This is a genomic window from Klebsiella sp. 2680, from assembly GCF_900198535.1.
GTDB classification, from domain to species: Bacteria; Pseudomonadota; Gammaproteobacteria; order Enterobacterales; family Enterobacteriaceae; genus Klebsiella; species Klebsiella indica.
Window position 1 is genome coordinate 65,535 of sequence record NZ_FZNJ01000008.1, and the last position, 25,211, is coordinate 90,745.

Genomic DNA, 25,211 nt, shown 5'->3' on the forward strand with positions numbered 1-25,211 from the left:
CATAGGCTTCCCACCGGCAGACGTTAAAGCAACCTGCGCTCAAACTGGCTTATCGCAGATTTACCACCCTCGGCTCGCTTAGTCGTCTAAGCTTTCGAGGATGCGTTCTGTTGCCGCAGACGTACCTTGAATAATTTCATGCATAGCCAACGAAAGGTTGACGTTATTTCACCGGATACGCTTTCTTAATGCAATAGTAAGCTGATATTCTACCACACTATGAGCAAAACACATTTAACAGAACAGAAGTTTTCCGACTTCGCCCTGCACCCTGCAGTCGTCGAGGCCCTTGAAAAAAAAGGGTTTCATAATTGCACACCCATTCAGGCACTCGCCCTCCCGCTAACGCTGGAAGGTCGTGATGTCGCCGGGCAGGCGCAAACCGGTACCGGTAAAACGATGGCGTTCCTGACGTCAACGTTTCATTATCTTCTCACACACCCGGCTATCGCTGACCGCCAGGTCAACCAGCCGCGCGCGCTAATCATGGCGCCAACGCGTGAACTGGCGGTGCAAATTCATGCCGATGCAGAACCGCTGGCGCGGGCAACCGGCCTGAAGCTTGGTCTGGCCTACGGCGGTGATGGCTATGACAAACAGCTGAAAGTGCTGGAAAGCGGCGTGGATATTCTGATCGGCACAACCGGTCGTCTTATCGACTATGCCAAACAAAACCATATCAACCTCAGCGCCATTCAGGTTGTCGTCCTTGACGAAGCCGATCGCATGTACGATCTCGGCTTTATTAAAGATATCCGTTGGCTGTTCCGTCGGATGCCGCCCGCAAATCAGCGCCTGAACATGTTGTTCTCCGCCACCCTTTCATATCGCGTACGTGAACTGGCGTTCGAACAAATGAACAACGCCGAATATGTCGAAGTTGAACCAGAGCAGAAAACAGGCCACCGCATCAAGGAAGAACTGTTCTATCCTTCCAACGAAGAAAAAATGCGTCTGCTGCAGACGCTGCTGGAAGAAGAGTGGCCGGATCGCACCATTATTTTTGCCAACACCAAACACCGTTGTGAAGATATCTGGGGTCATCTGGCGGCGGACGGCCATCGCGTTGGTCTGTTGACCGGCGACGTGGCGCAGAAAAAACGCCTGCGTATTCTCGATGAATTCACCCGCGGCGATATTGATATTCTGGTCGCAACCGATGTCGCCGCCCGCGGCCTGCACATCCCGGCCGTTACCCATGTCTTCAATTACGACCTGCCGGACGATTGCGAAGATTACGTTCACCGCATTGGTCGTACCGGTCGCGCTGGCGCCAGTGGTCACTCCATCAGCCTGGCCTGTGAAGAGTACGCGCTGAACCTCCCGGCTATCGAAACCTATATCGGCCACTCGATTCCGGTAAGCAAATACAATTCAGATGCGCTGATGACCGGACTGCCTAAACCGCTACGTCTCACGCGTACGCGCCCTGGCAACGGCCCGCGTCGTAACGGTCCGCCCCGTAATCGTCGTCGTTCAGGTTAACGATATGCCATACACAACGTCATTCAGGTTGCATCAGGGCAGCAAAGAAGCGAATCCCGACGGGCTTTTTCGGGTAAGTGATTCGGGTGATAAATTTGTCAGCAACAGATTTGCACGCCGCTTACAACGCCCCGTCGGGTTGGGTCCCAGGAGCGGGCCGAATAATCAACGCAGCCAACACTGAGGCAGCCTGAAGGATGAAATGTATGAGTTCCCCCTCGCTCTATGCGGCTATCGATCTTGGTTCCAATAGCTTTCATATGCTGGTTGTACGCGAGGTGGCCGGGAGCATCCAGACCCTCAATCGTATCAAACGTAAAGTCCGTCTGGCTGCTGGATTGAGTAATGACAACACCCTCTCAGCGGAAGCCATGGAGCGCGGCTGGCAATGTTTACGCCTGTTTGCCGAGCGTTTGCAGGATATCCCTACGGCGCAAATCCGCGTGGTTGCTACCGCAACATTACGTCTGGCAGTTAACGCCGGAGAGTTCCTGGAGAAAGCGCAGGAGATCCTCGGCTGCCCGGTGCAGGTCATCAGCGGAGAAGAAGAAGCTCGCCTGATCTATCAGGGCGTGGCGCATACCACCGGCGGCGCGGATCAGCGCCTGGTCGTGGATATCGGCGGCGCCAGTACCGAACTGGTTACCGGTACCGGAGCACAAACCACCTCGCTTTTCAGCCTGTCGATGGGCTGCGTCACCTGGCTGGAGCGCTACTTCGCCGATCGTAGTCTCACCAAAGAAAATTTCGATCTTGCGGAAACCGCCGCGCGTGAGGTATTACGCCCCGTCGCCGATGTTCTGCGCTATCACGGCTGGAAAGTGTGCGTCGGCGCGTCCGGCACCGTTCAGGCATTACAGGAAATCATGATGGCCCAGGGGATGGATGAACGCATCACCCTGGATAAGCTCCGGCAGCTTAAACAGCGCGCGATTCAGTGTGGCCGTCTGGAAGAGCTGGAAATTGAAGGCCTGACGCTCGAACGCGCGCTCGTTTTCCCCAGCGGTCTGGCCATTCTGATGGCTATCTTCAGCGAGCTAAACATACAGAGTATGACCCTGGCGGGCGGTGCACTACGCGAAGGCCTCGTTTACGGTATGCTGCATTTGTCGGTCGATCAGGATATTCGTAGCCGCACGCTACGTAATATTCAGCGCCGGTTTCTGGTGGATACCGCTCAGGCACAACGCGTTGCCCGCCTGGCCGACCATTTCGTTCACCAGGTGGAAAAGCGCTGGGAAATTGAGCCATTGTGCTTCGATCTGCTGCAAAGTGCCTGTCAGCTGCATGAAATCGGCCTGAGCGTGGAATACAAACAAGCACCGCTGCATTCCGCCTGGCTGGTACGCAATCTCGACCTGCCCGGCTTTACGCCTGCGCAAAAGAAGCTGCTGGCCACGCTGCTGTTAAACCAGACCAATGCTGTCGACCTCTCTTCAATTCATCAACAAAACGCGGTTCCGCCGAAGGTCGCGGAGCATATGTGCCGCCTGCTGAGACTGGCTATTCTGTTCGCCAGTCGCCGACGCGACGATTTGCTGCCGATGATTACGCTGGCCGCCGAAGATGAAAGTTTGACGCTGACGCTGCCGCACAGCTGGCTGGAAAATCATCCGCTGGGCCAGGAAATGGTAGAACAGGAGTGCCAGTGGCAAAGTTACGTTCACTGGCCGCTGTTGATCAAAGAACAGCCATCCTGAGTTGATATCCGTCATATTTCAGGTTGCGGGTGCGTTGGTGCGACGCCCCGTTATTGTAGCTTCACCCTGAAATCAAAATTGAAGTAATTGCTCAGGCAAAACGCGGTTCCGTATTCCAGCACGTCTCCCTGAGCGTTACGGCTTTTCAGCGTAATTTTCATTAATGGGACCCCATGCGGTAAATCCAGTAAACTCAGTTCTTCTGCCGAAGGGACATGTACCGTCAGGGAGTAATCCTGAAGATCGGGAAAAATTCCGTTTTCAGCCCAGTGAGCATACAGTGAACCTTCGAATAAATCCGGGCGTGGCAAGAAACGCGCCGGGATAAACATGGTCTCGATAGAAACCGGCAGGGAATCTACCAGGCGTACGCGTTTTATTTTCGCCACGCGCTCCCCGACAGCTATCTCCAGTTCACGTGCCAGAACGTCATCCGCCGCCAGTTTTTCCCTCACCAGCCAGCGGTCGGACAGCGTCCCGGCATGTTGTAGCTGGGCAGAAAATCCGCCGCTGGCAAGGTTATAACTTACCGGCTGATTCACTTCCGTCCCTTTCCCGTGCCGCTTGATAACCCGCCCGCCTTCCTGCAAAGCCTCCAGCGCTTTCACCACCGTCACCCGTGATAATTCAAGCGCCTGAGACATTTTACGTTCAGAGGGCAAAATACTGCCATGAGTCAGTAACCGATCCGCCATCGCTGCTTCAATAGCTTGTTTTAGTTGCATATAAAGCGGCGCGGGCGCCTCTGCATTCAGGCGAGCTTTTATGTACTCAAGCAGCGGTTGCGGCATCATTTCGTGGCCTTCCAGAATTATGTGGCTGTGGATTTATCATAGTGGATCCATACTGGAATCTGTAGCGCCATCATCGCATCTCCCGGCACGCTCCCGCCTCCCTTCTTATCATCAAAATGTCCCGTCGATCACAGTGTGATGATAAAGGACTTTAACTGGACTTAATCTGGATCTATTTTCAGTATAACTTTTGTTCACTTCTTGCCGGGAGTCATTGATGTCTGATATTCGCCCTGCGTCTACCGCGGAACGCCGCATTCTTGGCTGCCTTTACGGGCAAGCCACTGGCGATGCAATGGGAATGCCTTCTGAATTATGGGCTAAGCGTCGAATCATTAACTATTTTGGCTGGATAGAACGCTTTCTTCCCGGTCCGAAAGAAAATATCGCCGCCTGCGAATTTAACGCCGCTGAATTCACCGATGATACCCATCAGTGTATCGCACTGATGGATGCGCTGAATGAAAACAACGGTGTCACCAATCCACTGCTTATCGCCAGACATATTCTGCTGTGGGCCAGAGGCTGTCAGGCATTTGAAAAAAATATCCTCGGCCCGACCTCGAAAGCGTCCCTGATTGCACTTGAGCAGGGGCAGTTGCTGGATGACATCGCCGCCAACGGCGTGACCAACGGCGCGGCAATGCGCGTGGCGCCGATGGGTTGCCTGCTGCCAACCCGGGACAAAGCCTTTTTCATTGAGCAAGTACGGCTGTCCTGCCTGCCTACACACAAATCAGATATCGCCATTGCCGGTGCGGTGGTAATTGCCTGGGCCATCAGTCGCGCCATTGAAAGTGCCGACTGGTCATTAATCAAAACGGAGCTGGTATCGCTGGCGAACGAAACTCAGCGCCATTATGAGTCCACTTTTAGTCCACTTCTCGGTAATCGCATCCAGCTGGCGCTGGAAAAGATGTCGGGGGAAACAGATCACCTGAAAGGCATTGATCGTATTTATACGGATATCGGTGCTGGTATGGATGTCATCGAATCCGTCCCCGCAGCAATTGCGCTGGTCGATCTATCCGGAACGCAGCCAATGAAATGCGCCATGCTGGCGGCAAATTTGGGCGGCGACACTGACACCATTGGCGCGATGGCAACCGCTATCTGCGGCGCGCTTCATGGAATCGACGCCTTCCCTGAAGACGCAATACACCAGATTAATCAGGCCAACAATATAGACTTCACGCCTTACGCACAGCAACTTGCAGGTTATCGCTTCGCATAATTCATAGAGGGTATCTATATGGACAGCAAAGCTTCATACGATGGCACCATCCAGACCCCCGGCATGGCGGAGCTGGGAATCGGTCTGGTACCTCCCGTCCACCAGACCCAAAAACCGATCCAGCTATTTTTCGTCTGGTGCGCGGCGAATATCGGCATTCTCGGGGTCGTTTACGGCGCGGTCATTGTGTCGTTCGGGCTCTCATTCTGGCAGTCGATACTTGCCGCCGTGGCGGGAGTCGCCTCCTTTGCGCTGGTTGGGGTAACCAGTATCGCCGGAAAAATTGGGCGCACCACGACGCTGACGCTCTCCCGCATCATATTTGGCAAACGCGGTAATATCGCGCCCACCAGCTTTTGTTGGATCAACCTGATGGGTTGGGAATCGGTGAATATGATTACCGGCACGCTCACGCTCGTCGCGATGTTTGCCGCCATGGGGTTTGCAGAGAGTCTGACCACCACCGCGTTATCACTTTTTCTGTTTGGCGGATTGACCGTGCTGGTCAGCGTGCTCGGCCAGAATGCCGTATTGATGATGCAAAAATGGATCACCCGTATCTTTGGCGCCATGACGCTGCTGGTGGTGATTTATTTACTGTTTACCGCAGACTGGCAGGCCATCCTCGCGCTGCCTCCGGGCAACTGGATGACCGGCTTTCTCCCGGCAGTCTCTATTATTGCCGCAGGCACCGGTATCAGCTGGGCTATCGCCGGCGCCGACTATAGCCGGGATCAGCATCCTGGTTCCGGTGAAAAGCGCATTTTTCTCGCCGTCGTCAGCGGCGCCGCCGTTCCCCTGTTGCTGCTGATGCTCACCGGCATACTGCTTACCGCCCAGATCCCCGATCTGGCGTCCAGCGAGAACCCGATTTCCGCGATCGGCAAACTGCTGCCTTCCTGGATGGCAATCCCCTATCTGGCCGCCGCGACCGCCGGGGTTGTGACGATCGCCGTCCTGAGCCTCTATTCCGCCAGTCTTAACCTGTTAAGCATGGGGATCAAGCTACAGCAACGTTCCGCCGTCGCCCTGGACGCCATGCTGGTGCTGGGGATCGCCCTCTACGTGCTGTTCGTCTCGAAAGATTTTCTCGGGCCGTTCATCGCATTCCTGATTTTCTGCGGCGTCTTTCTGGCCGCCTGGGCCGCCATTTTTATCGTCGATTTTTACCGGCTGCGCCGCCATGGCGGATATGCCGAAGCGGACTTATTCCGCGAAAGCGGCGCAAACCGAATCGCGCTCGCCTGCTGGATTGTCGGCGCGCTGGCTGGATTGATGGTATCGAAAACCGGCTTTATCGACGGGCCCTTTGCCGTCGGGATTTTCGCGGATTCCAGCCTCGGACTGTTCATCTCTTTTATTCTGAGCCTGATGCTGTATCTCATGTTCGGAGCCAAAAAGGGGGCTTATCATGATAATAACGGCTGATCGGCTATCGCCGCAGCGGCCGATCGTGGTTATCGGCGCCGCTTTTGTCGACATGATTCTCCATCTCGATACGCTGCCGCAAAGCGGTGGCGATATCTCCGCTTGCGACGGTGGACGGCAGATTGGCGGCTGCGCGTTTAATGTCGCCCGCGCGCTCTCGCGCCTTGAACTGGCCCCTGTTAACGCCATACCGGTAGGCAACGGCGAGTGGGGGCAAGCCGTGGCGCAAAAAATGGCGCAGGAAAATTTACCCGTACTCTTACGTCACCCTGACCACGATAACGGCTGGTGTCTGGCTCTCGTTGAGGCAAACAAAGAGCGGACGTTTATCACCATTGAGGGTTGCGAGCAGCACTGGAACGCCGGCCTGCTGGCGCAAATCCCGCAGCCGAAGGGCGCTATCATTTATGTTTCAGGTTACGAACTGGCCAGCGCAGAGCTGCGCCAGTGGATCCTCGCGCTTACGGAGGATAAGACGCTATTCGTTGATTTTGGCCCCCGCCTGGACGATCTGGATATTCACTTTATTCAGGCGTTACTGCGAAAACGTCCCGTTCTCACCCTGAACCGCGATGAACTCAGAACGCTATGCGCACGTTTGTATGACCTGGATGGCGCCACGCCTGACGCCGCCTCACGGCTCGCCAGAGACTGGCAGTTGCGGGCGATTTGTCGGTTTGATAAGGAAGGCGCCTGGGTAGTCGAGCCCAACGCGGAGCCGCAGCCGATCCCGGCCTGTCGTGTGAAGGTTCACGACACCATTGCCGCGGGAGACAGCCACTGCGCGGGCGCGATCGCCGGGCTGGCCTGCGGGATGAATTTGCGTCAGGCCACGCTGCTGGGCAACCAGGTGGCGGCGATCGTCGTCAGTAAACCTGGTTCTGACGGCACCCCCACCCGCCAGCAGCTACGCCAGTTCCAGCTGCGACAGGAAGAGAGCCGTTAACCGCTATTTACGCGCTTTCGCCAGCATCGCCCGGATGTTGGCGACGTTCGCCTGACCTTTATGCATGCGCTCTTCCGCCGAAATAACTTTGCGCTCCTGCTCCCAGATCAGGTCATCCTGCGGCAATTCCAGCAGGAAACGGCTCGGCTCAGGCCGCACCAGTTCGCCGTACTGGCGACGCTCTTTGCATAAGGTAAAAGTCAGCTCTTTCTGCGCGCGGGTAATACCAACGTAGGCAAGACGGCGTTCTTCATCGACATTGTCTTCATCAATACTGCTCTGGTGCGGCAACAGCCCCTCCTCCATGCCAACCAGATAGACGTACGGAAACTCCAGCCCTTTTGAAGCATGAAGCGTCATCAGTTGCACCTGATCCATCTCCTCATCCGACTCGCCGCGCTCCATCATATCGCGCAGCGTGAAGCGGGTAACAACCTGAGTGAGCGTCATCGGTTCATCGATGTCGCTGCCTTCCAGCATTTCAGTCATCCACGAGAAGAGCGTATTGACGTTTTTCATCCGCATTTCGGCGGCTTTCGGGCTGGGCGACGTTTCATATAGCCAGGATTCATAATCCACCCCGCGGATCAGGTCACGGACGGCGGCGATCGGCTCACGCTCTGAAAGCTGCTGAATTTCCCTTAACCAGTGGGTGAAGCGGGTTAACGCGTCATAGCCGCGCCCGCTTAACGTCTGGGTCAGACCCATATCGAAGCTGGCGGTAAACAGACTTTTGTTACGCCCCATCGCCCACTCGCCCAGCTTTTGCAACGTCGCCGGACCGATTTCACGCTTCGGCGTATTGACGATACGCAGGAAGGCGCTGTCATCATCAGGGTTGGTCAACACCCGCAGATAGGCCAGCAGGTCTTTAATTTCCGGGCGAGAAAAGAACGAGGTGCCGCCGGAAATTTTGTACGGGATGCGGTTCTGCATCAGCATCTTTTCAAAAACCCGCGACTGGTGGTTGCCGCGATAAAGGATCGCATAATCCTTATATTCGGTTTTATTAATAAAGTGATGGGCGATCAGCTCGCCGGTCACGCGTTCCGCTTCATGGTCTTCATTATTCGCGGAGAGCACCTTCAGCTCCGCGCCGTAACCCAGTTCGGAAAACAGACGCTTCTCAAAAACGTGCGGGTTATTGGCAATCAGGATATTGGCCGCCTTCAGAATACGCCCGGAAGAGCGGTAGTTCTGCTCCAGCTTTATCACCTGCAGCGCAGGGAAATCCTGGCTTAACAGCACCAGGTTTTGCGGACGCGCGCCGCGCCAGGAGTAGATTGACTGATCGTCGTCGCCTACCACCGTAAAGCGCGCCCGCTGCCCCACCAGCAATTTCACCAGTTCATACTGGCTGGTATTGGTATCCTGATATTCATCCACCAGCAGATAACGAATTCTGTTCTGCCAGCGTTCCCGTACCTCTTCGTTGCGCTGCAACAGCAGCGTCGGCAGCAGGATCAGATCGTCGAAGTCGAGTACGTTGCAGGCTTTCATATGCGCATCGTACAGCCCGTAACAATGCGCAAAAATCCGCTCCCGTTCCCCTTTTGCTCCCGCCGCAACCTGCGAAGGGGTCTTCAGATCGTTTTTCCAGTTGGAGATCGTGGAGATCAGCTGCTGGAGCAGCACCTTATCATCTTCAATCAACCCTTCGGTGAGCTCTTTCAGCAACGCCACCTGATCGGTATCGTCGAACAGCGAGAAGTTCGATTTCATCCCCAATGCGGCATACTCGCGTTTGATAATATCCAGCCCCAGCGTGTGGAAAGTGGAGATCATCAAACCGCGCGCCTCTTTGCGCCCCAGCGTTTGCCCGACGCGCTCTTTCATTTCACGCGCCGCTTTATTGGTAAAGGTCACTGCCGCGATATGACGCGCCTGATAGCCGCAGCCACGGATCAGATGGGCGATTTTGTTGGTAATAACGCGGGTCTTGCCAGAACCGGCGCCCGCCAGCACCAGGCACGGTCCGGTAACGAATTCGACGGCTTGTTGTTGGCCAGGGTTTAAACGCATGGGAGTATTTTGCTCAATCTTCGAACGGGGTGGAGATTGTAGCAGAAAGCGGGGACGAAGGAGCAACAGGCTGCCCTTTCAGGCAGCCAGGGGAACGTTAATCAGGAAGCACTGGTGGAAAGCGGCGTATAGCCGTTACGCTGTGCGCTCTTGATCCAGCTGTACGAGCCCATTACCGCGATCGCCGTCAGCAGGACATACTCAAGCGACATGGCATAGACCCCCTGCACCGCGTAAATCACCACGCTAATCACGTCGATAACCACCCACAGCAGCCAGTTTTCCACATATTTACGGGTCATCAGTACCATCGCCGCGATCGACAATACCAGCATGGTGGAATCCCAGAACGGGAATGCGTCCGGCTGTAGTTCTGGCATCGCGACCTGGATACCCACCGTATGCAGCAACGCCAGCATAATGCGGGTTAGCGCCGCGAACACCGGATCGATAAACAGCGTGAGCAAAATAATCGCCACCACGCAGACGCCGCCCAGCACCAGGGTTTGCTGACGAGAAAGCCAGCGTACCTTGAGTTCAGCCTCTTGCGCCTCGTTTTGTCGGCTCCACGCATACCAGCCATAAATGTTGGCGGCGAAGAAAAACACCTGTAGCAGCAGACTGGCATAGAGCTGAATCTGGAAAAAAATCGCCGCAAACAGAGTGACGTTAATCAGACCAAACAGATAGTTGATAATTTTTTCCCGGCTGGCGTACCAGATGCACAGCAGACCAAAAACGGTCCCGATGGCTTCAATCCACGATAATGCATAACCACCTTCACCAAGAGGAATGTTGACCATCACATTGTTAATGCTAAAAAAGTCCATCATCGATCTCCTTGCTGGCTAGCGGAATAGATGGCGCGCAGCGCCAACGTAATTTGCCGTTCTTCACCCTGCTGACACAACGCTTCTTGCTGGACATAATCATTGATGCTGCTCTCCAGGCTGGCGTTATGAGCGACAACCACGTTAAGTAACGATGCTGTGCGTAGGCCACGCAGTGAACCGATGGTCATCAGGGCGGCGCTCTCCATATCCGCGCCAAGAATGCCACGCGCCGACCACTGTGCATCCAGTTCCGCCTCACGATCGGTATAAAAACTGTCATGGCTGCGCACCACACCGCATACTGCGGGGATATTCATCTGACGCGCCTGCGCCATCAATTCCCAGGTAAGCTGCGGGTCAGCGCAGGCCGGGTAGCCCTCTGGCGCATAGGTTCGGCTGGTACCATCGTCCATTACCGCGGCGTGAGCGATAATCACGTCACCGAGCGCAAGATTATCCTGCAATGCCCCGCAGCTACCGATACGAATCAGGGTCGTTACGCCGATCTGACGTAGCTCTTCAATCGCAATCGCCGTCGATGGCCCGCCGATTCCGGTAGAAAGCACCAAAATCTCAACGCCCTGATACCAGCCGCGTGCGGCACGAAACTCCCGATTCTGGCCAAGCAGCTCGGGATTATCAAGAAATTTGATGATGCGATCGACCCGCTGCGGATCGCCCGGCAGCAGCGCGTATCGCGCACCGATCATCTCTTTGCTCAACTGAATATGGGGTTGCAGCGACATTCTCCCGTCTCCTTAATTCTTCGTGATTATCCGTTATCAGCCTCCTGCTTTAATTTTTCAGGGGCTAACAACACAATACGTTCACCGTCGGTATCAATAATTCTCAGCGCTTTCAGATCATGCAAAATACGGTTAATACTGCGGGTCGTCGCCGCGAACTCCTGGCTGAGATTCTGCTTGTCCAGCACGATTTTATTCGATCCATCCTGTTGATAACGCAACCATAATGCCTGACATACCCGCTGATATAGCGAGTACAGATTGTCGCTGCTGGCCTTTTTCGACAGTTGATAATATTGCTGGCTAAAGAAGCGCAGCATCCGCTGATTAAAATGATTATCTAAAGCCAGCCAGCGGCAGAAATGCTCTTGCGACAAACTCAGGAGCCGCACATGCCCCATCGCGACAACAGAGCAGATATAATGTCGCGACTCAAAGATCTCCAGCTCACCCAGCATGTCGCCTTTGCGGTAACGCGCCTGCCGATAGCGGCGCCCATCTTCAGCTTCGTAAAAAACGTCAACCTCACCGGCAATAATCAGCGAAAACCGCTGACACACTTCCCCCTGGCGGCAGATAAAAGCGCCACGCGGGATCTCTTCAAAACGCCAGCGCTGCATGATTTCCAGAGGACAGTATTTCAGTAATTCATACAGCAGCGGATCGCCAACAATCTCACTTAACCCGGATAACCAGCCGACGGAAAACTCCGTTTTTTTCATTGTATTCATGTTATCTCGCCCCATGACGGCAGGGACAGGACGGCTGTCCTGTGAAAGAGGAAATATATTTGATAAAAGTGTTGCTCATCTCCCGGTTCATTCAACCCGGAGGGACATCTGTCCTGCGATGGCGAAGAGTATATGTCCGACGCCCTAAGGAATGATAAAGTGGCGGGCAACCTTTGAGACATGAGAGTGAAATAATGGCGAAAACCGCAGCAGCACTGCATATCCTGGTAAAAGAAGAGAAGCTGGCGCTGGATCTTCTCGAACAAATCAAAAATGGCGCCGATTTCGGCAAACTGGCGAAGAAGCATTCAATCTGCCCGTCAGGTAAACGCGGCGGCGATTTAGGTGAATTCCGCCAGGGCCAGATGGTACCGGCATTCGACAAAGTGGTCTTCTCCTGCCCGGTGCTGGAACCCACCGGCCCGCTGCATACGCAGTTCGGTTATCACATCATTAAAGTGCTGTATCGCAACTAATAAAAAGCCCGGTGAATCTGAACACCGGGCTTTTTTTGCCGGATGGCGCTAGCGCTTATCCGGCCTACGAAATAATGGCTTTTTGTAGGTCGGGTAAGCGCTAGCCCCACCCGACAACCTATTTAACCAGCTACCGCAATACGCTTCATATCGGTCATATAACCGCGCAGTTTCTTACCAACCTGCTCAATAGCGTGACCACGAATCGCTTCGTTCACATCGCGCAACTGAGCGTTGTCTACCGCGCCTTCAGCAATCGCTTTGCCCAAATCGCCGGTCTGCAGGGTCGTCATAAACTCTTTCAGCAGCGGTACGCAAGCGTAAGAGAACAGGTAGTTACCGTATTCTGCGGTATCGGAGATAACCACGTTCATTTCGTACAGACGCTTACGGGCGATGGTGTTGGCGATCAGCGGCAGTTCGTGCAGTGATTCATAGTAAGCGGACTCTTCGATGATGCCGGAATCCACCATGGTTTCAAACGCCAGCTCAACGCCTGCTTTCACCATCGCGATCATCAGCACGCCTTTATCGAAGTACTCCTGCTCGCCGATTTTACCTTCAAACTGCGGCGCGGTTTCGAATGCGGTTTTACCGGTCTCTTCACGCCAAGTCAGCAGTTTCTTATCGTCGTTGGCCCAGTCTGCCATCATGCCGGAGGAGAATTCACCGGAGATGATGTCATCCATATGTTTCTGGAACAGCGGCGCCATGATCTCTTTTAACTGTTCGGACAACGCGTAAGCGCGCAGTTTCGCCGGGTTGGACAGGCGATCCATCATCAGCGTAATGCCGCCCTGCTTCAGCGCTTCGGTGATGGTTTCCCAGCCGAACTGAATCAGTTTTTCGGCGTAAGCCGGGTCGGTACCGTCTGCCACCAGCTTGTCGAAGCACAGCAGAGAACCCGCCTGCAGCATACCGCAGAGAATGGTCTGCTCGCCCATCAGGTCAGATTTCACTTCCGCAACGAAGGAAGACTCCAGCACGCCCGCACGATGACCACCGGTCGCTGCAGCCCAGGCTTTAGCAATCGCCATGCCTTCGCCTTTCGGATCGTTTTCCGGGTGAACCGCGATCAGCGTCGGAACACCGAAACCACGTTTGTACTCTTCACGTACTTCGGTACCCGGACACTTCGGCGCTACCATCACCACGGTGATGTCTTTACGGATCTGCTCGCCCACTTCAACGATGTTGAAGCCGTGAGAGTAACCCAGCGCCGCGCCGTCTTTCATCAGCGGCTGCACGGAACGCACCACGTCAGAGTGCTGTTTGTCCGGCGTCAGGTTAACCACCAGGTCAGCCTGGGGGATCAGTTCTTCGTAAGTCCCCACCTGAAAGCCATTTTCAGTCGCTTTGCGCCATGAAGCGCGCTTCTCAGCAATCGCTTCTTTACGCAGCGCGTAAGAGATATCCAGACCGGAGTCACGCATGTTCAGGCCCTGGTTCAGCCCCTGAGCACCACAGCCGACGATGACCACTTTTTTACCCTGAAGGTAGCTTGCGCCATCGGCAAACTCATCGCGCCCCATAAAGCGACATTTGCCCAGCTGCGCCAGCTGCTGGCGCAGATTCAGTGTATTAAAGTAGTTAGCCATGGTGATACCTCGTGATGTTGTGCGTTATTACTCTAAGAATTTCGGGTTGCAGGAAGGTGGCAAGGCAACGCATCTGCGACTTGAAAGACAACGAGTATATTGTTCGGTTCGCTTGCCGTGTCTGTGCAAGAGAGAATGAACTCACTATATGACAGGAAATTTATTGCGGAAATTGATATATTCACAACATCACATTGCAATTTTTGCAACGTAGAAATCTGGAGCAAAATCTGTGGATTTACGCGATCTGAAAACCTTCCTGCATCTGGCGGAAAGCCGCCATTTTGGCCGCAGCGCGCGGGCGATACACGTCAGCCCTTCCACACTTTCCCGGCAAATTCAGCGCCTCGAAGAAGACCTCGGGCAGCCATTGTTTGTTCGCGATAACCGCACGGTCACGCTTACCGAAGCGGGAGAAGAGTTGCGTACTTTTGCCCAACAGACGCTGTTGCAGTATCAACAGTTACGCCACACCATTGACCAGCAGGGCCCGTCGCTATCGGGAGAACTGCATATCTTCTGCTCAGTCACCGCCGCCTATAGCCACCTTCCTCCGATTCTCGATCGCTTCCGCGCCGAACATCCCTCAGTGGAAATTAAGCTCACCACCGGCGATGCCGCCGATGCGATGGAAAAGGTGGTGACGGGCGAGGCCGATCTGGCGATCGCCGGTAAGCCGGAAACCCTGCCCGGCGCGGTGGCCTTCTCAATGCTGGAGAATCTGGCCGTGGTGCTGATAGCCCCCGCCTTGCCTTGCCCGGTACGCAATCAGGTTTCACTGGATAAACCCGACTGGTCAACGGTGCCGTTTATCATGGCCGATCAGGGCCCGGTTCGCCGCCGCATCGAACTCTGGTTCCGACGCAATAAGATCAGCAACCCGTCAATTTACGCCACCGTAGGCGGCCATGAGGCAATGGTTTCGATGGTCGCACTCGGCTGCGGCGTGGCTCTGATTCCGGAAGTGGTACTGGAAAACAGCCCGGAACCCGTACGTAATCGCGTGATGATATTAGAGCGCAGCGATGAGAAAACGCCGTTTGAACTGGGCGTCTGCGCACAAAAAAAGCGGCTGCATGAGCCGCTTATAGAGGCGTTCTGGCAGATATTGCCAAATCACTAACCCGCAAGGAAGAAGCGGAACGCCGGATTATTGCTCTCATCGTGGCAATCGTAGCCCAGTTCATGCAAACGGGTTTCGAAATCAGGTTCATGATCGCCAAGTTCGAATGCCGCCAGTACGCGCCCATAATCGGTGCCGTGGCTGCGATAGTGGAACAGGGAAATATTCCAGTGAGTGCCCAGCGTGTGAAGAAACTTCAGCAGCGCGCCGGGGGATTCCGGAAATTCAAAACTGTACAGACGTTCCTGCAACGGTTTTGACGGACGCCCACCGACCATATAGCGCACATGCAGTTTCGCCATTTCATCGTCAGAGAGATCAACCACGCTGTAGCCGCCTTCACGCAGCAGATCGAGAATCTCTTCACGCTCTTCCAGACCGCGACTCAGGCGCACCCCGACAAAAATACAGGCGTTTTGCGCATCAGCGAAACGGTAGTTGAACTCGGTGACAGATCGACCGCCCAGCAACTGGCAGAACTTGAGAAAGCTACCTTTTTCTTCCGGGATGGTTACCGCCAGCAGCGCTTCGCGTTGTTCCCCTAACTCACAACGCTCGGAAACGTAGCGCAGGCCGTGAAAATTGACGTTAGCGCCGGAAAGCACATGCGCCAGACGTTCACCACGAATGTTATGCTGAGCGATGTATTTTTTCATTCCCGCCAGCGCCAGCGCACCGGAAGGTTCCGCCACCGCACGCACATCTTCAAACAGATCTTTCATCGCGGCACAGATCGCATCGCTATCCACGGTCACGATGTCGTCCAGATACTCCTGACACAGACGAAAAGTCTCATCGCCGATGCGTTTAACCGCCACGCCTTCGGCAAACAACCCGACGCGAGGTAAATCAACCGGATGCCCGGCCTCCAGCGCGGCTTTCAGGCAAGCTGAATCTTCGGCTTCGACAGCGATGACTTTGATTTGCGGCATCAACTGTTTGATCAGCACCGCGACGCCCGCCGCCAGCCCGCCACCACCGACCGGCACAAATATACGGTCAATGTGGGCATCCTGCTGCAGCAGTTCCAGCGCCAGCGTCCCCTGCCCGGCGATCACCATCGGATGGTCGAACGGCGGAACCCAGGTGAACCCCTGCTGCTGCGCCAGCTCAATCGCTTTCGCTTTTGCTTCGTCAAAGTTAGCCCCGTGCAACAGCACTTCACCACCAAAACCGCGAACAGCGTCGACTTTGATATCCGCTGTCGCCACCGGCATCACGATAAGCGCCTTCACGCCGAGACGAGAAGCGGAGAAAGCCACACCCTGAGCATGATTCCCCGCCGACGCGGTAATCACGCCATGAGATTTTTGCTCTTCAGTCAGCCCCGCCATCATGGCATACGCCCCACGCAGCTTAAAGCTGTGTACCGGCTGGCGATCTTCACGCTTCACCAGGACAACATTATCAAGACGCGATGAGAGCTTTTCCATTTTTTGTAGCGGCGTGATCTGTGCCGCTTCATATACTGGCGCGCGCAGTACCGCCCTGAGGTATTCCGCCCCCTCAGGGGCGGCAGACAGGGGTTGTGACTCGGCCATCATTAACCCCCAAGTTTCGATTTATCGCGCACGGCGCCCTTATCAGCGCTGGTCGCCAGACTGGCGTAGGCGCGGAGGGCGAAGGAAACCTGACGATTGCGATCTTTCGGCGTCCAGGCCCGAACACCGCGAGCCTCCTGAGCTTCACGGCGCGCCGCAATCTCGGCATCGCTCAGTTGTAGCTGAATACTACGATTGGGAATGTCGATAGCAATGGTGTCGCCATCTTCAATAATCGCAATATTGCCGCCGCTGGCCGCTTCCGGTGAGACATGACCGATAGAGAGGCCTGATGTCCCACCAGAGAAACGACCGTCGGTAATCAGCGCGCAAGCTTTCCCCAGGCCCATTGATTTCAGGAAGCTGGTCGGATAGAGCATCTCCTGCATGCCCGGGCCACCTTTCGGCCCTTCGTAGCGAATAACCACCACATCACCGGCAACCACTTTACCGCCAAGAATCGCCTCAACGGCATCATCCTGGCTTTCATAGACTTTCGCCGGGCCGGTAAATTTCAGAATGCTGTCATCCACACCTGCGGTTTTTACGATACAGCCGTTTTCAGCGAAGTTACCGTAGAGCACCGCCAGACCGCCATCTTTGCTGTAGGCATGCTCCAGCGAACGAATGCAGCCTTCGGCGCGGTCAGTATCCAGCGTGTCCCAGCGGCAATCCTGGGAAAAGGCCTGAGTTGTGCGGATACCCGCCGGCCCAGCACGAAACATCTGCTTCACCGCGTCATCCTGACTGACCATAACGTCATACTGCTCCAGCGTCTGCGACAGCGTCAGGCCAAGAATGTTTTTCACATCACGATTCATCAGCCCGGCGCGATCCAGCTCGCCAAGAATACCCAGCACACCGCCCGCACGGTGGACATCTTCCATATGGTATTTTTGCGTACTTGGCGCAACCTTACACAACTGCGGTACTCTACGGGAAAGCTTATCGATATCGCTCATTGTGAAGTCAATTTCTGCTTCCTGTGCTGCTGCCAGCAGGTGCAGTACGGTATTGGTGGAACCACCCATAGCGATATCCAGCGTCATCGCGTTTTCAAATGCCGCTTTGCTGGCGATATTACGCGGCAGCGCGGACGCATCATCCTGCTCGTAGTAACGTTTAGTCAGCTCAACGATGCGCTTGCCGGCATTGACGAACAGTTGCTTACGGTCAGCGTGGGTTGCCAGCAATGAGCCGTTACCGGGTTGCGACAGACCCAGCGCTTCGGTCAGGCAGTTCATGGAGTTTGCGGTGAACATCCCGGAGCAGGAGCCGCAGGTCGGACAGGCGGAACGTTCAACCTGATTGCTCTGGTCATCGGTGACTTTCGGGTCTGCGCCCTGAATCATCGCATCAACCAAATCGAGCTTAATGATCCGATCGGAAAGTTTGGTTTTCCCGGCTTCCATCGGGCCGCCGGAAACAAAAATCACCGGGATATTCAGGCGCAGAGACGCCATCAACATCCCCGGGGTGATTTTATCGCAGTTGGAGATACAGACCATCGCATCAGCGCAATGGGCGTTCACCATATACTCCACCGAGTCGGCGATCAGTTCGCGAGACGGCAGTGAATAAAGCATGCCCCCGTGACCCATAGCGATCCCATCATCCACCGCAATGGTGTTAAATTCTTTAGCGACACCCCCCGCGGCTTCAATTTGCTCAGCAACCAGCTTACCGAGATCGCGAAGATGTACGTGACCCGGCACAAACTGGGTGAAGGAGTTCACAACAGCGATAATCGGCTTACCGAAATCAGCATCGGTCATTCCAGTGGCGCGCCATAACGCGCGGGCACCCGCCATATTACGACCATGAGTGGTGGTGGCGGAACGGTACTTAGGCATGCTTTAGTTACTCCCAGTTTTTGTTAAATGGGGCGCTGCGTATCGCCCCATCTTTTTATGCTTTTTGATTAACCTGATCCAACCAGCCCCATTTATCTTCGGTTTCACCGGTAAAGAGGCCAAAAAATGCTTGCTGAATGCGTTTGGTGACCGGACCACAGCGACCTTCACCAACCTGAATACCATCAACGCTGCGTACCGGCGTGATTTCTGCGGCAGTGCCGGACATAAAGACTTCGTCAGCCAGGTACAGTGACTCGCGAGACAGAACCTGCTCACGCACTTCAATACCTAGCTCTTTCGCCAGCTTGATAATCGCGTCACGGGTAATGCCCGGTAGCGCGGAAGAGGTGAACGGCGGGGTAAATAATATGCCATCTTTCACTTCAAACAGGTTTTCACCTGCGCCTTCAGAAATATAGCCATTTACGTCCAGCGCGATACCTTCCTGATAGCCATGACGGCGCGCTTCACTACCGACCAGCAAAGAAGACAGGTAGTTACCACCCGCTTTGGCCGCGGTTGGGATTGTGTTTGGCGCAGCGCGGTTCCAGGAAGAAACCATCGCATCGATCCCCTGATCCAGCGCTTCAGCTCCCAGATAAGCTCCCCACGGGAAGGCGGCGATAATGACGTCAGTATTGTAACCATCCGGCGGGTTAACCCCCATGCCAACATCGCCAACAAAAATTAACGGACGAATATAGGCGCTGGTCAGATTGTTTTTACGAAGAACTTCGCGGCAGGCCTCCATCAGTTCATCAATGCTCTGAGAAACCGGGAAACGGTAGATTTTGGCTGAATCATGCAAACGCTGCATATGTTCACGATGACGGAACACCACCGGCCCTTTATGAGAATCGTAGCAGCGGATACCTTCAAATACAGAAGTTCCGTAATGCAGCGCATGGGACATCACGTGAACTTTCGCCTCGCCCCACGGAACCATCTCACCATTGAACCAAATGTAGTCAGCTTTTTTCGTCGTCATTTTTCTTCCTTTGCGCTCAGGCGCGAATTTGTTGTGATGTTGGTTGCTGGATCTCGACGCAGGCAACGTCCACCAGTTTGCTTAATTGACTAAACAGTAATTCGACTGGCCGCTGGCTGGCAACGGTCAGTTCAATATTAATATTCCGGGTATCCGCGGCGGCTTCCATATTCATAGCGCAAACCTGGAATCCGCGATGGCGCACAACGCGCAGTACACGTTCTAACGTTTCGGGATTAAAGCGAGCCTGCAAGGCGACCTGATGTTGCATCATGATAATTTCTCCAGCATTTCTGCGTTACTGGCACCGGGCGGCACCAACGGCCAGACATTCTCAAGTTCGTCGATTGAGACATGAAGCAGATAAGGCCCCTGGCTCGAAAGCATGGTGTCGAGTGCCGCTTCAACCTGGTCTTTACGGGTAATATGTTGACCAGGGATGCCAAAGGCGCTGGCCAGAGTAAGGAAATCGGGGTTATCAGTAAGGGTGGTTTCGCTGTATCGTTCCTGAAAAAACAATTGCTGCCATTGTCGTACCATTCCTAACCGCTGGTTATCGAGTAAAACAATCTTCAGTGGCAACTGCCTGCGTTTTACGGTGCCCAGCTCCTGTACATTCATCATGAAGGAACCGTCACCGGAGATACAGATAACCGTATCATTAGGGCGAGCCACCTGCGCACCGACCGCCGCGGGCAGGCCAAAGCCCATGGTGCCTAATCCGCTGGAGGTAATGAAATTCTCCGGACGCGTATAGGTCATATGCTGCGCTGACCACATCTGATGTTGCCCGACATCGGTTGTGACAACACAATCTGCCGGTTTACGTTCGGAAAGCTGCTTCAGCAACAGCGGAGCGTAGATAGTCTCGCCAGGATGATCGTAGCGCCAGGCGTGCTCAGCACGCAGAGCTGCAATACGCTGACGCCAGATATCAACAGACAGCGGCTGCTGCAACGCAGGTAGCATCACATTCAGATCGCCGGTCAGGCCAATATGCGCCTGACGCAACTTGTTCAGCTCGGCAGGATCGATATCCATATGAATAACGCTGGCATGCGGAGCAAAAGTATTCAGCTTACCTGTCACGCGGTCATCAAAGCGGGCGCCGACTGCGATAAGCAGGTCACATTCCTGTACCGCGATGTTAGCCGCTTTGGTGCCGTGCATTCCCAGCATTCCCAGATAGTACGGATAATCCGCATTCACAACGCCCAACCCTTTCAGGGTGGAGGTCACTGGCATTTGCGTGACGGCAAGAAATTCGCGCAGCGCCGGTACAGCCTGAGCCATACCCACACCACCGCCAACGTATAACATTGGCTTCTGCGACTGAGCCAGCATCTGCAGCGCGCATTCAATATCCGCACTCGGGAAGTCAACATCATCGGCAACCATCGAGAAATGCGGATCGAGTTCCCCCTGAGCCAGCTGGATATCTTTCGGGATATCAATCAGCACCGGCCCAGGACGGCCTGAATTTGCCACATGGAAAGCTTCAGCGATAACGCGCGGCAGCTCTTCCAGAGACTGCACCAAAAAACTGTGTTTAGTACAAGCCAGCGATAACCCAAGGACATCCACTTCCTGGAATGCATCAGTACCAATGAACGGAGCGGCAACCTGACCAGTAACAGCAACAACAGGAACAGAATCAAGCAGTGCGTCAGCCAGGCCGGTGATCAGATTGGTCGCACCAGGGCCAGAGGTAGCGATACATACGCCAGTTTTGCCAGTGGCTCGCGCATAGCCGATAGCTGCCATTGCTGCGCCTTGTTCGTGCCGACACAATAAATGTTCCACACCACCGTCATACAATGCATCATAAACCGGCATAATTGCGCCACCCGGGTAGCCAAAAACAGTATCAACTCCCTGTGCTCGCAAAGCATGCACTACCCATTGCGCCCCATTCATAGTTACTTCCCCGTCGTAGATCGAGGGAAACAGAATTTTATGCTAAAACTCATTATCTGCTCCCCATTTCTGTTTTTCAGTTATAAAAAAACCCCCGGACCTTTCGGTGCGGGGGTCTTAGTTCGTTAAGGCTTGATTTTTAAGCCTTTCCTCGTCCAAGTGCAGCCCCGCACGGTGGGATAATAATCACCACCACGCTAATCACGACCAGGCTAATCACTCGTAGAAGGACTGTCATTTTATGTTCTTTCTGACTTCATGTTCGAAGGAATGCCTAAAGAGTTACCATAGATATTGCTGTTAACACAAGATTTTTTTATGAGCCATTTTGTTATCGTGCTAACTATTTATGAAAAAACAATTGTTTTTAATAAGAAAAACATGAAATGAAAATATTTCAATTTGCGGCATGAACCACAACACTTTCTGATTACCGCCAACCTACAGTTGCCCACTGCAAATCAGCTTCCGGAATGAGTGAAACATGGCGATCGACAAAAAGTTGGCCGGGAGGAGGCATCTAAAATTTAATATTGCCAAATTACTCGATGAAAATTCCCCGACATAATTCCTGCTCTCAGGAGGTTTTATGTCACTTGCCATTGTTTACACACGCGCCGCTCTCGGAATCAGCGCCCCGCTCATCACTATCGAAGTTCATATCAGTAACGGGCTTCCTGGTTTGACAATGGTCGGGCTTCCGGAAACAACGGTCAAAGAAGCGCGTGACCGGGTACGTAGTGCGATCATTAATAGTGGTTACACCTGGCCGGCGAAAAAAATCACGCTTAATCTGGCTCCAGCCGATCTTCCCAAAGAAGGGGGAAGATATGATTTACCTATCGCTCTCGCGCTTCTGGTGGCATCAGAGCAGCTTAATGCCACCAGGTTAAGTCAATGTGAGTTTGTCGGCGAACTGGCGCTTACAGGCGCTCTGCGTGGCGTTCCTGGGGCGATATCCAGCGCAATGGAGGCAATCAACGCAGGCCGAAAGATCGTTGTCTCCGATGAAAACGCCGTTGAGGTCGGATTAATCGGTGGTGATGACTGCTTTATTGCCGGGCATCTGCAGGAAGTTTGCGCTTTTCTTGAAGGTCGAACCGCGTTAAATCATCCCCCATCAGAAGTCGAGTATTCAAACGAAGTATCGTCAGATCTCCGTGATGTTATTGGTCAACAACAGGGAAAACGAGCGCTGGAAATCACCGCCGCGGGGGGGCATAACCTGCTATTGATTGGCCCTCCCGGAACAGGCAAAACAATGCTCGCCAGCCGGCTCCCTGGCCTTCTACCGCCATTGAGTAATCAGGAAGCCCTGGAGAGTGCGGCAATACTCAGCCTGGTCAATTCCAGTAATGCGACAAAACAGTGGCGTCGCAGGCCGTTCAGAGCGCCACATCATAGTGCATCGCTTGCAGCTATGGTGGGAGGCGGCTCAATTCCGGTTCCCGGTGAAATTTCCCTTGCCCATAACGGGGTTTTATTCCTTGATGAATTGCCAGAATTCGAGCGCAGGGTGCTGGATGCATTGCGAGAGCCGATCGAGTCAGGAATAATTCATATCGCGCGCGCACGTGCAAAGATCGATTACCCCGCTCGTTTTCAACTTATTGCAGCAATGAATCCCAGCCCGACAGGACATTATCAGGGTCATCATAACCGAACTTCGCCAGAACAAATCCTGCGTTACCTCGCGCGATTATCAGGCCCGTTTCTTGACCGCTTCGATCTCTCTCTGGAAATACCTTTACCGCCGCCGGGAGTACTAAGCCAGGGAACCAGCAAAGAGGAAGAGAGTGCCAGCGTACGACAGCGGGTTCTGATTGCACGCAAAAAGCAACTATCCCGACAGAATAAACTTAATGCACATCTGGGAAATAACGAGATGAAAATCTGGTGTCGTCTCCATAAAGATGACGCTATCTGGCTGGAACAAACTTTAGTGCAACTTGGGCTTTCTATACGAGCGTGGCAACGGCTTATTAAAGTTGCCCGAACCATTGCTGATATTGGAGAAGTGGAACATATCGAACGCCCTCATTTACAGGAGGCTCTGAGTTACCGGGCGATAGATCGGATGTTAGGCCATCTACAAAAATTGATGGTCTAAAAAAGGGCTTTCGCCCTTTTTTCTTAATCATCACTTTCAGTGTAATCTTCCGCGCCTTCCACCTGCGGTTTACCGCCGGATAAGGTGTGGAAACGCTTCGGACGCTTAATACGTGCCATATACTTAATCCAGACGCGCTCTGCTTCCGTTGCGGGCTCACGTTCTCCACGGCACACCGAAACAAACTGTTTTTCTTCTTCGGTAACAGGCTCGCGTTTACCCAGTTCCAGTTCATTAAAGGCATAACCATAACGTTCCAGCAGTTGCGCCTCTTTGATGGTGAAATCTCCATGACGGGAAAACCCGCGCGGATAATTTTTATTGTCGAAAAAACGATTAGTTGTCGTAAAGCTTTCCGCCATCCTACACGCTCCTGATTTTTGGCCGAGCTATTTATGGCGCGGAGTATTAGTTACGCTTGACAGAGCGTCAAACAAAACATTTAAATCATCACGACAAATAATTTTGCGGAGAAAAGTGTGGATACGGAATTGCTCAAAACTTTCCTTGAGGTGAGCAGAACTCGCCACTTTGGCCGAGCCGCGGAGGCGCTTTATCTGACGCAGTCAGCAGTTAGCTTTCGTATTCGTCAACTGGAAAACCAGCTCGGAGTGAATCTTTTTACTCGTCATCGCAATAATATCCGCCTGACCCCAGCCGGAGAGAAACTATTGCCGTATGCCGAAACCCTGATGAATACCTGGCAGGCTGCGCGTAAAGAGGTGGCAAATTCTTCCCGACATAATGAATTTTCGATCGGTGCCAGCGCCTCTCTTTGGGAATGCCTGCTTAACGAGTGGCTGGGAAAACTTTATACCGAATCCGATGGACTGCAGTTCGAAGCACGGATCGCACAGCGCCAGTCGCTGGTAAAACAATTACATGAACGTCAGCTTGATCTACTGATCACGACAGAATCACCGAAGATGGATGAACTAAGCAGCCAGTTGCTTGGGCATTTCACACTGGGACTTTTTTGTACATCACCAGCTAAAAATAAAAATGAATTGAATTACTTGCGTCTGGAATGGGGACCTGACTTTCAACAAAATGAAGTCGGGTTGATTGGTAATGATGATATTCCTCTACTCACCACCAGTTCCGCTGAATTAGCATACCGGCAGCTCAGTTTGCTCAAAGGATGTACATGGTTACCGGTACGCTGGGCGCAGGAGAAAAATAACCTACATGCAGTGACGGATAGTACGATGCTTTCAAGGCCTCTCTTTGCGATTTGGCTGCAAAACAGTGACAAACAAGCGCAGATTCGCGATATCCTGAAAAATAACATATTGGGATAGATTTAATCCTCCACGGACGGGGGATTATCGGGCAGGGAAATTTAAATCAAAAAAAATCCTTTGCCTGAGCAAAGGATTATTATATGGCAGGGGCGGAGAGACTCGAACTCGCGACACCCGGTTTTGGAGACCGGTGCTCTACCAACTGAGCTACGCCCCTAAATTTCTTATCATTAAGCCTGCTAAATAGCAGGCTTAATTTTCTAATAAGTGGCGGAACGGACGGGACTCGAACCCGCGACCCCCTGCGTGACAGGCAGGTATTCTAACCGACTGAACTACCGCTCCACCGAATACTTCTGCAACCACCGGTTTTATGCCCCGGTGTGACTGCTTAATTTGATGCCTGGCAGTTCCCTACTCTCGCATGGGGAGACCCCAC

The 25,211-nt window shown here is 53.7% G+C and carries 22 protein-coding genes and 2 tRNA genes; 9 read left to right on the forward strand and 15 right to left on the reverse strand.

The window, feature by feature from the left end; all coding sequences use genetic code 11:
- Window positions 1-219 precede the first annotated feature (219 nt).
- Both rhlB and gppA read left to right on the forward strand, forming a co-directional pair.
- Window positions 220-1,485 (forward strand): ATP-dependent RNA helicase RhlB, encoded by a 1,266-nt coding sequence (gene rhlB, locus FN037_RS23465; protein WP_138362068.1) that lies wholly within the window; start codon window positions 220-222, stop codon window positions 1,483-1,485.
- Between the two features lie 197 nt (window positions 1,486-1,682).
- Window positions 1,683-3,185, forward strand: coding sequence for a guanosine-5'-triphosphate,3'-diphosphate diphosphatase (gppA, locus tag FN037_RS23470; protein WP_185929297.1), 1,503 nt, complete (start codon window positions 1,683-1,685; stop codon window positions 3,183-3,185).
- A gap of 50 nt (window positions 3,186-3,235) precedes the next feature.
- On the opposite strand, the gene FN037_RS23475 is transcribed toward gppA, so the two are convergent.
- Window positions 3,236-3,976: a GntR family transcriptional regulator gene (locus FN037_RS23475; RefSeq protein WP_142503279.1), complete on the reverse strand. Its 741-nt coding sequence runs from the start codon at window positions 3,974-3,976 to the stop codon at window positions 3,236-3,238.
- A gap of 220 nt (window positions 3,977-4,196) precedes the next feature.
- On the opposite strand from FN037_RS23475, the gene FN037_RS23480 reads away from it, so the two are divergent.
- Genes FN037_RS23480 through FN037_RS23490 form a run of 3 tightly spaced genes read left to right on the forward strand, consistent with a single transcriptional unit; the run spans window position 4,197 to window position 7,587 of the window.
- Window positions 4,197-5,213 carry an ADP-ribosylglycohydrolase family protein gene (locus tag FN037_RS23480; RefSeq protein WP_138362066.1) on the forward strand — a complete coding sequence of 339 codons (1,017 nt, stop codon included), beginning with the start codon at window positions 4,197-4,199 and terminating at the stop codon, window positions 5,211-5,213.
- A gap of 18 nt (window positions 5,214-5,231) precedes the next feature.
- Window positions 5,232-6,641, forward strand: a complete 1,410-nt coding sequence (locus FN037_RS23485; protein ID WP_142503270.1) for a purine-cytosine permease family protein — start codon at window positions 5,232-5,234, stop codon at window positions 6,639-6,641.
- Entirely contained in the window at window positions 6,625-7,587 is a 963-nt protein-coding gene (locus tag FN037_RS23490) for a PfkB family carbohydrate kinase (protein WP_142503271.1), read from the forward strand. The genes FN037_RS23485 and FN037_RS23490 overlap by 17 nt, the downstream gene beginning before the upstream one ends.
- Before the next feature lie 3 nt (window positions 7,588-7,590).
- Here FN037_RS23490 and rep read toward each other — a convergent pair whose 3' ends face one another.
- The 4 genes from rep to FN037_RS23510 all read right to left on the reverse strand — a co-directional run bounded on the left by rep (window position 7,591) and on the right by FN037_RS23510 (window position 11,919).
- Entirely contained in the window at window positions 7,591-9,609 is a 2,019-nt protein-coding gene (gene rep, locus FN037_RS23495) for a DNA helicase Rep (RefSeq protein WP_142503272.1), read from the reverse strand.
- Between the two features lie 101 nt (window positions 9,610-9,710).
- Window positions 9,711-10,439: a nicotinamide riboside transporter PnuC gene (gene pnuC, locus FN037_RS23500; protein ID WP_138363232.1), complete on the reverse strand. Its 729-nt coding sequence runs from the start codon at window positions 10,437-10,439 to the stop codon at window positions 9,711-9,713.
- Complete coding sequence (locus FN037_RS23505; RefSeq protein WP_171034959.1) at window positions 10,439-11,188, reverse strand: nucleoside phosphorylase; 750 nt, start codon at window positions 11,186-11,188, stop codon at window positions 10,439-10,441. Before FN037_RS23505 ends, pnuC begins: the two co-directional genes overlap by 1 nt.
- A 26-nt stretch (window positions 11,189-11,214) precedes the next feature.
- Window positions 11,215-11,919 carry a Crp/Fnr family transcriptional regulator gene (locus FN037_RS23510; protein ID WP_142503273.1) on the reverse strand — a complete coding sequence of 235 codons (705 nt, stop codon included), beginning with the start codon at window positions 11,917-11,919 and terminating at the stop codon, window positions 11,215-11,217.
- A 194-nt stretch (window positions 11,920-12,113) separates the two neighbouring features.
- Between FN037_RS23510 and ppiC the strand changes: the two genes are divergently transcribed.
- The gene (ppiC, locus tag FN037_RS23515) at window positions 12,114-12,395 is read left to right on the forward strand and encodes a peptidylprolyl isomerase PpiC (RefSeq protein WP_001140251.1); all 282 of its coding nucleotides are present in this window, start codon (window positions 12,114-12,116) and stop codon (window positions 12,393-12,395) included.
- A 122-nt stretch (window positions 12,396-12,517) separates the two neighbouring features.
- Here the strand turns inward: ppiC and ilvC are convergent, their stop codons facing one another.
- The gene (gene ilvC, locus FN037_RS23520) at window positions 12,518-13,993 is read right to left on the reverse strand and encodes a ketol-acid reductoisomerase (protein WP_142503274.1); all 1,476 of its coding nucleotides are present in this window, start codon (window positions 13,991-13,993) and stop codon (window positions 12,518-12,520) included.
- 232 nt (window positions 13,994-14,225) lie between these two features.
- Between ilvC and ilvY the strand changes: the two genes are divergently transcribed.
- Window positions 14,226-15,116 (forward strand): HTH-type transcriptional activator IlvY, encoded by an 891-nt coding sequence (gene ilvY / locus FN037_RS23525; RefSeq protein ID WP_142503275.1) that lies wholly within the window; start codon window positions 14,226-14,228, stop codon window positions 15,114-15,116.
- Here the strand turns inward: ilvY and ilvA are convergent.
- From ilvA to ilvL, 6 genes are all read right to left on the reverse strand, one after another.
- The gene (gene ilvA, locus FN037_RS23530; RefSeq protein ID WP_138363234.1) at window positions 15,113-16,657 is read right to left on the reverse strand and encodes a threonine ammonia-lyase, biosynthetic; all 1,545 of its coding nucleotides are present in this window, start codon (window positions 16,655-16,657) and stop codon (window positions 15,113-15,115) included. The two genes, ilvY and ilvA, sit on opposite strands and share 4 nt — an antisense overlap.
- Window positions 16,658-16,659: 2 nt before the next feature.
- On the reverse strand, window positions 16,660-18,510 hold the full coding sequence (gene ilvD, locus FN037_RS23535; RefSeq protein WP_142503276.1) for a dihydroxy-acid dehydratase: 1,851 nt from the start codon (window positions 18,508-18,510) through the stop codon (window positions 16,660-16,662).
- A 55-nt stretch (window positions 18,511-18,565) separates the two neighbouring features.
- Window positions 18,566-19,501 (reverse strand): branched-chain-amino-acid transaminase, encoded by a 936-nt coding sequence (ilvE, locus tag FN037_RS23540; RefSeq protein WP_138363226.1) that lies wholly within the window; start codon window positions 19,499-19,501, stop codon window positions 18,566-18,568.
- A 16-nt stretch (window positions 19,502-19,517) separates the two neighbouring features.
- On the reverse strand, window positions 19,518-19,775 hold the full coding sequence (gene ilvM / locus FN037_RS23545) for an acetolactate synthase 2 small subunit (protein WP_138363227.1): 258 nt from the start codon (window positions 19,773-19,775) through the stop codon (window positions 19,518-19,520).
- Window positions 19,772-21,418: an acetolactate synthase 2 catalytic subunit gene (ilvG, locus tag FN037_RS23550; RefSeq protein WP_138363228.1), complete on the reverse strand. Its 1,647-nt coding sequence runs from the start codon at window positions 21,416-21,418 to the stop codon at window positions 19,772-19,774. Before ilvG ends, ilvM begins: the two co-directional genes overlap by 4 nt.
- Window positions 21,419-21,557: 139 nt before the next feature.
- Entirely contained in the window at window positions 21,558-21,656 is a 99-nt protein-coding gene (ilvL, locus tag FN037_RS23555) for an ilv operon leader peptide (protein WP_063085300.1), read from the reverse strand.
- A 351-nt stretch (window positions 21,657-22,007) separates the two neighbouring features.
- On the opposite strand from ilvL, the gene FN037_RS23560 reads away from it, so the two are divergent.
- Window positions 22,008-23,528: a YifB family Mg chelatase-like AAA ATPase gene (locus tag FN037_RS23560; RefSeq protein WP_138363229.1), complete on the forward strand. Its 1,521-nt coding sequence runs from the start codon at window positions 22,008-22,010 to the stop codon at window positions 23,526-23,528.
- Window positions 23,529-23,551: 23 nt separating this feature from the next.
- Here the strand turns inward: FN037_RS23560 and FN037_RS23565 are convergent, their stop codons facing one another.
- The gene (locus tag FN037_RS23565) at window positions 23,552-23,890 is read right to left on the reverse strand and encodes a DUF413 domain-containing protein (protein WP_138363230.1); all 339 of its coding nucleotides are present in this window, start codon (window positions 23,888-23,890) and stop codon (window positions 23,552-23,554) included.
- Between the two features lie 117 nt (window positions 23,891-24,007).
- On the opposite strand from FN037_RS23565, the gene hdfR reads away from it, so the two are divergent.
- Window positions 24,008-24,829 (forward strand): HTH-type transcriptional regulator HdfR, encoded by an 822-nt coding sequence (gene hdfR, locus FN037_RS23570; RefSeq protein ID WP_138363231.1) that lies wholly within the window; start codon window positions 24,008-24,010, stop codon window positions 24,827-24,829.
- Window positions 24,830-24,913: 84 nt separating this feature from the next.
- Here hdfR and FN037_RS23575 read toward each other — a convergent pair.
- Both FN037_RS23575 and FN037_RS23580 read right to left on the reverse strand, forming a co-directional pair.
- Window positions 24,914-24,989, reverse strand: a tRNA-Trp gene (locus FN037_RS23575).
- A gap of 51 nt (window positions 24,990-25,040) precedes the next feature.
- A tRNA-Asp gene (locus FN037_RS23580) sits at window positions 25,041-25,117 on the reverse strand.
- Between the last annotated feature and the right edge of the window lie 94 nt (window positions 25,118-25,211).

What these genes read in the sequence shown, in the direction of transcription:
- ilvC (WP_142503274.1), bottom strand. Translation starts at nt 13,993, where the DNA reads ATGGCTAACTACTTTAATACACTGAATCTGCGCCAGCAGCTGGCGCAG.
- ilvE (WP_138363226.1), bottom strand. Translation starts at nt 19,501, where the DNA reads ATGACGACGAAAAAAGCTGACTACATTTGGTTCAATGGTGAGATGGTT.
- FN037_RS23475 (WP_142503279.1), bottom strand. Translation starts at nt 3,976, where the DNA reads ATGCCGCAACCGCTGCTTGAGTACATAAAAGCTCGCCTGAATGCAGAG.
- ilvM (WP_138363227.1), bottom strand. Translation starts at nt 19,775, where the DNA reads ATGATGCAACATCAGGTCGCCTTGCAGGCTCGCTTTAATCCCGAAACG.
- ilvA (WP_138363234.1), bottom strand. Translation starts at nt 16,657, where the DNA reads ATGGCCGAGTCACAACCCCTGTCTGCCGCCCCTGAGGGGGCGGAATAC.
- FN037_RS23565 (WP_138363230.1), bottom strand. Translation starts at nt 23,890, where the DNA reads ATGGCGGAAAGCTTTACGACAACTAATCGTTTTTTCGACAATAAAAAT.
- FN037_RS23560 (WP_138363229.1), top strand. Translation starts at nt 22,008, where the DNA reads ATGTCACTTGCCATTGTTTACACACGCGCCGCTCTCGGAATCAGCGCC.
- gppA (WP_185929297.1), top strand. Translation starts at nt 1,683, where the DNA reads ATGAAATGTATGAGTTCCCCCTCGCTCTATGCGGCTATCGATCTTGGT.
- FN037_RS23505 (WP_171034959.1), bottom strand. Translation starts at nt 11,188, where the DNA reads ATGTCGCTGCAACCCCATATTCAGTTGAGCAAAGAGATGATCGGTGCG.
- ilvD (WP_142503276.1), bottom strand. Translation starts at nt 18,510, where the DNA reads ATGCCTAAGTACCGTTCCGCCACCACCACTCATGGTCGTAATATGGCG.
- rep (WP_142503272.1), bottom strand. Translation starts at nt 9,609, where the DNA reads ATGCGTTTAAACCCTGGCCAACAACAAGCCGTCGAATTCGTTACCGGA.
- rhlB (WP_138362068.1), top strand. Translation starts at nt 220, where the DNA reads ATGAGCAAAACACATTTAACAGAACAGAAGTTTTCCGACTTCGCCCTG.
- ilvL (WP_063085300.1), bottom strand. Translation starts at nt 21,656, where the DNA reads ATGACAGTCCTTCTACGAGTGATTAGCCTGGTCGTGATTAGCGTGGTG.
- FN037_RS23510 (WP_142503273.1), bottom strand. Translation starts at nt 11,919, where the DNA reads ATGAATACAATGAAAAAAACGGAGTTTTCCGTCGGCTGGTTATCCGGG.
- pnuC (WP_138363232.1), bottom strand. Translation starts at nt 10,439, where the DNA reads ATGGACTTTTTTAGCATTAACAATGTGATGGTCAACATTCCTCTTGGT.
- FN037_RS23480 (WP_138362066.1), top strand. Translation starts at nt 4,197, where the DNA reads ATGTCTGATATTCGCCCTGCGTCTACCGCGGAACGCCGCATTCTTGGC.
- ilvG (WP_138363228.1), bottom strand. Translation starts at nt 21,418, where the DNA reads ATGAATGGGGCGCAATGGGTAGTGCATGCTTTGCGAGCACAGGGAGTT.
- FN037_RS23485 (WP_142503270.1), top strand. Translation starts at nt 5,232, where the DNA reads ATGGACAGCAAAGCTTCATACGATGGCACCATCCAGACCCCCGGCATG.
- FN037_RS23490 (WP_142503271.1), top strand. Translation starts at nt 6,625, where the DNA reads ATGATAATAACGGCTGATCGGCTATCGCCGCAGCGGCCGATCGTGGTT.
- ppiC (WP_001140251.1), top strand. Translation starts at nt 12,114, where the DNA reads ATGGCGAAAACCGCAGCAGCACTGCATATCCTGGTAAAAGAAGAGAAG.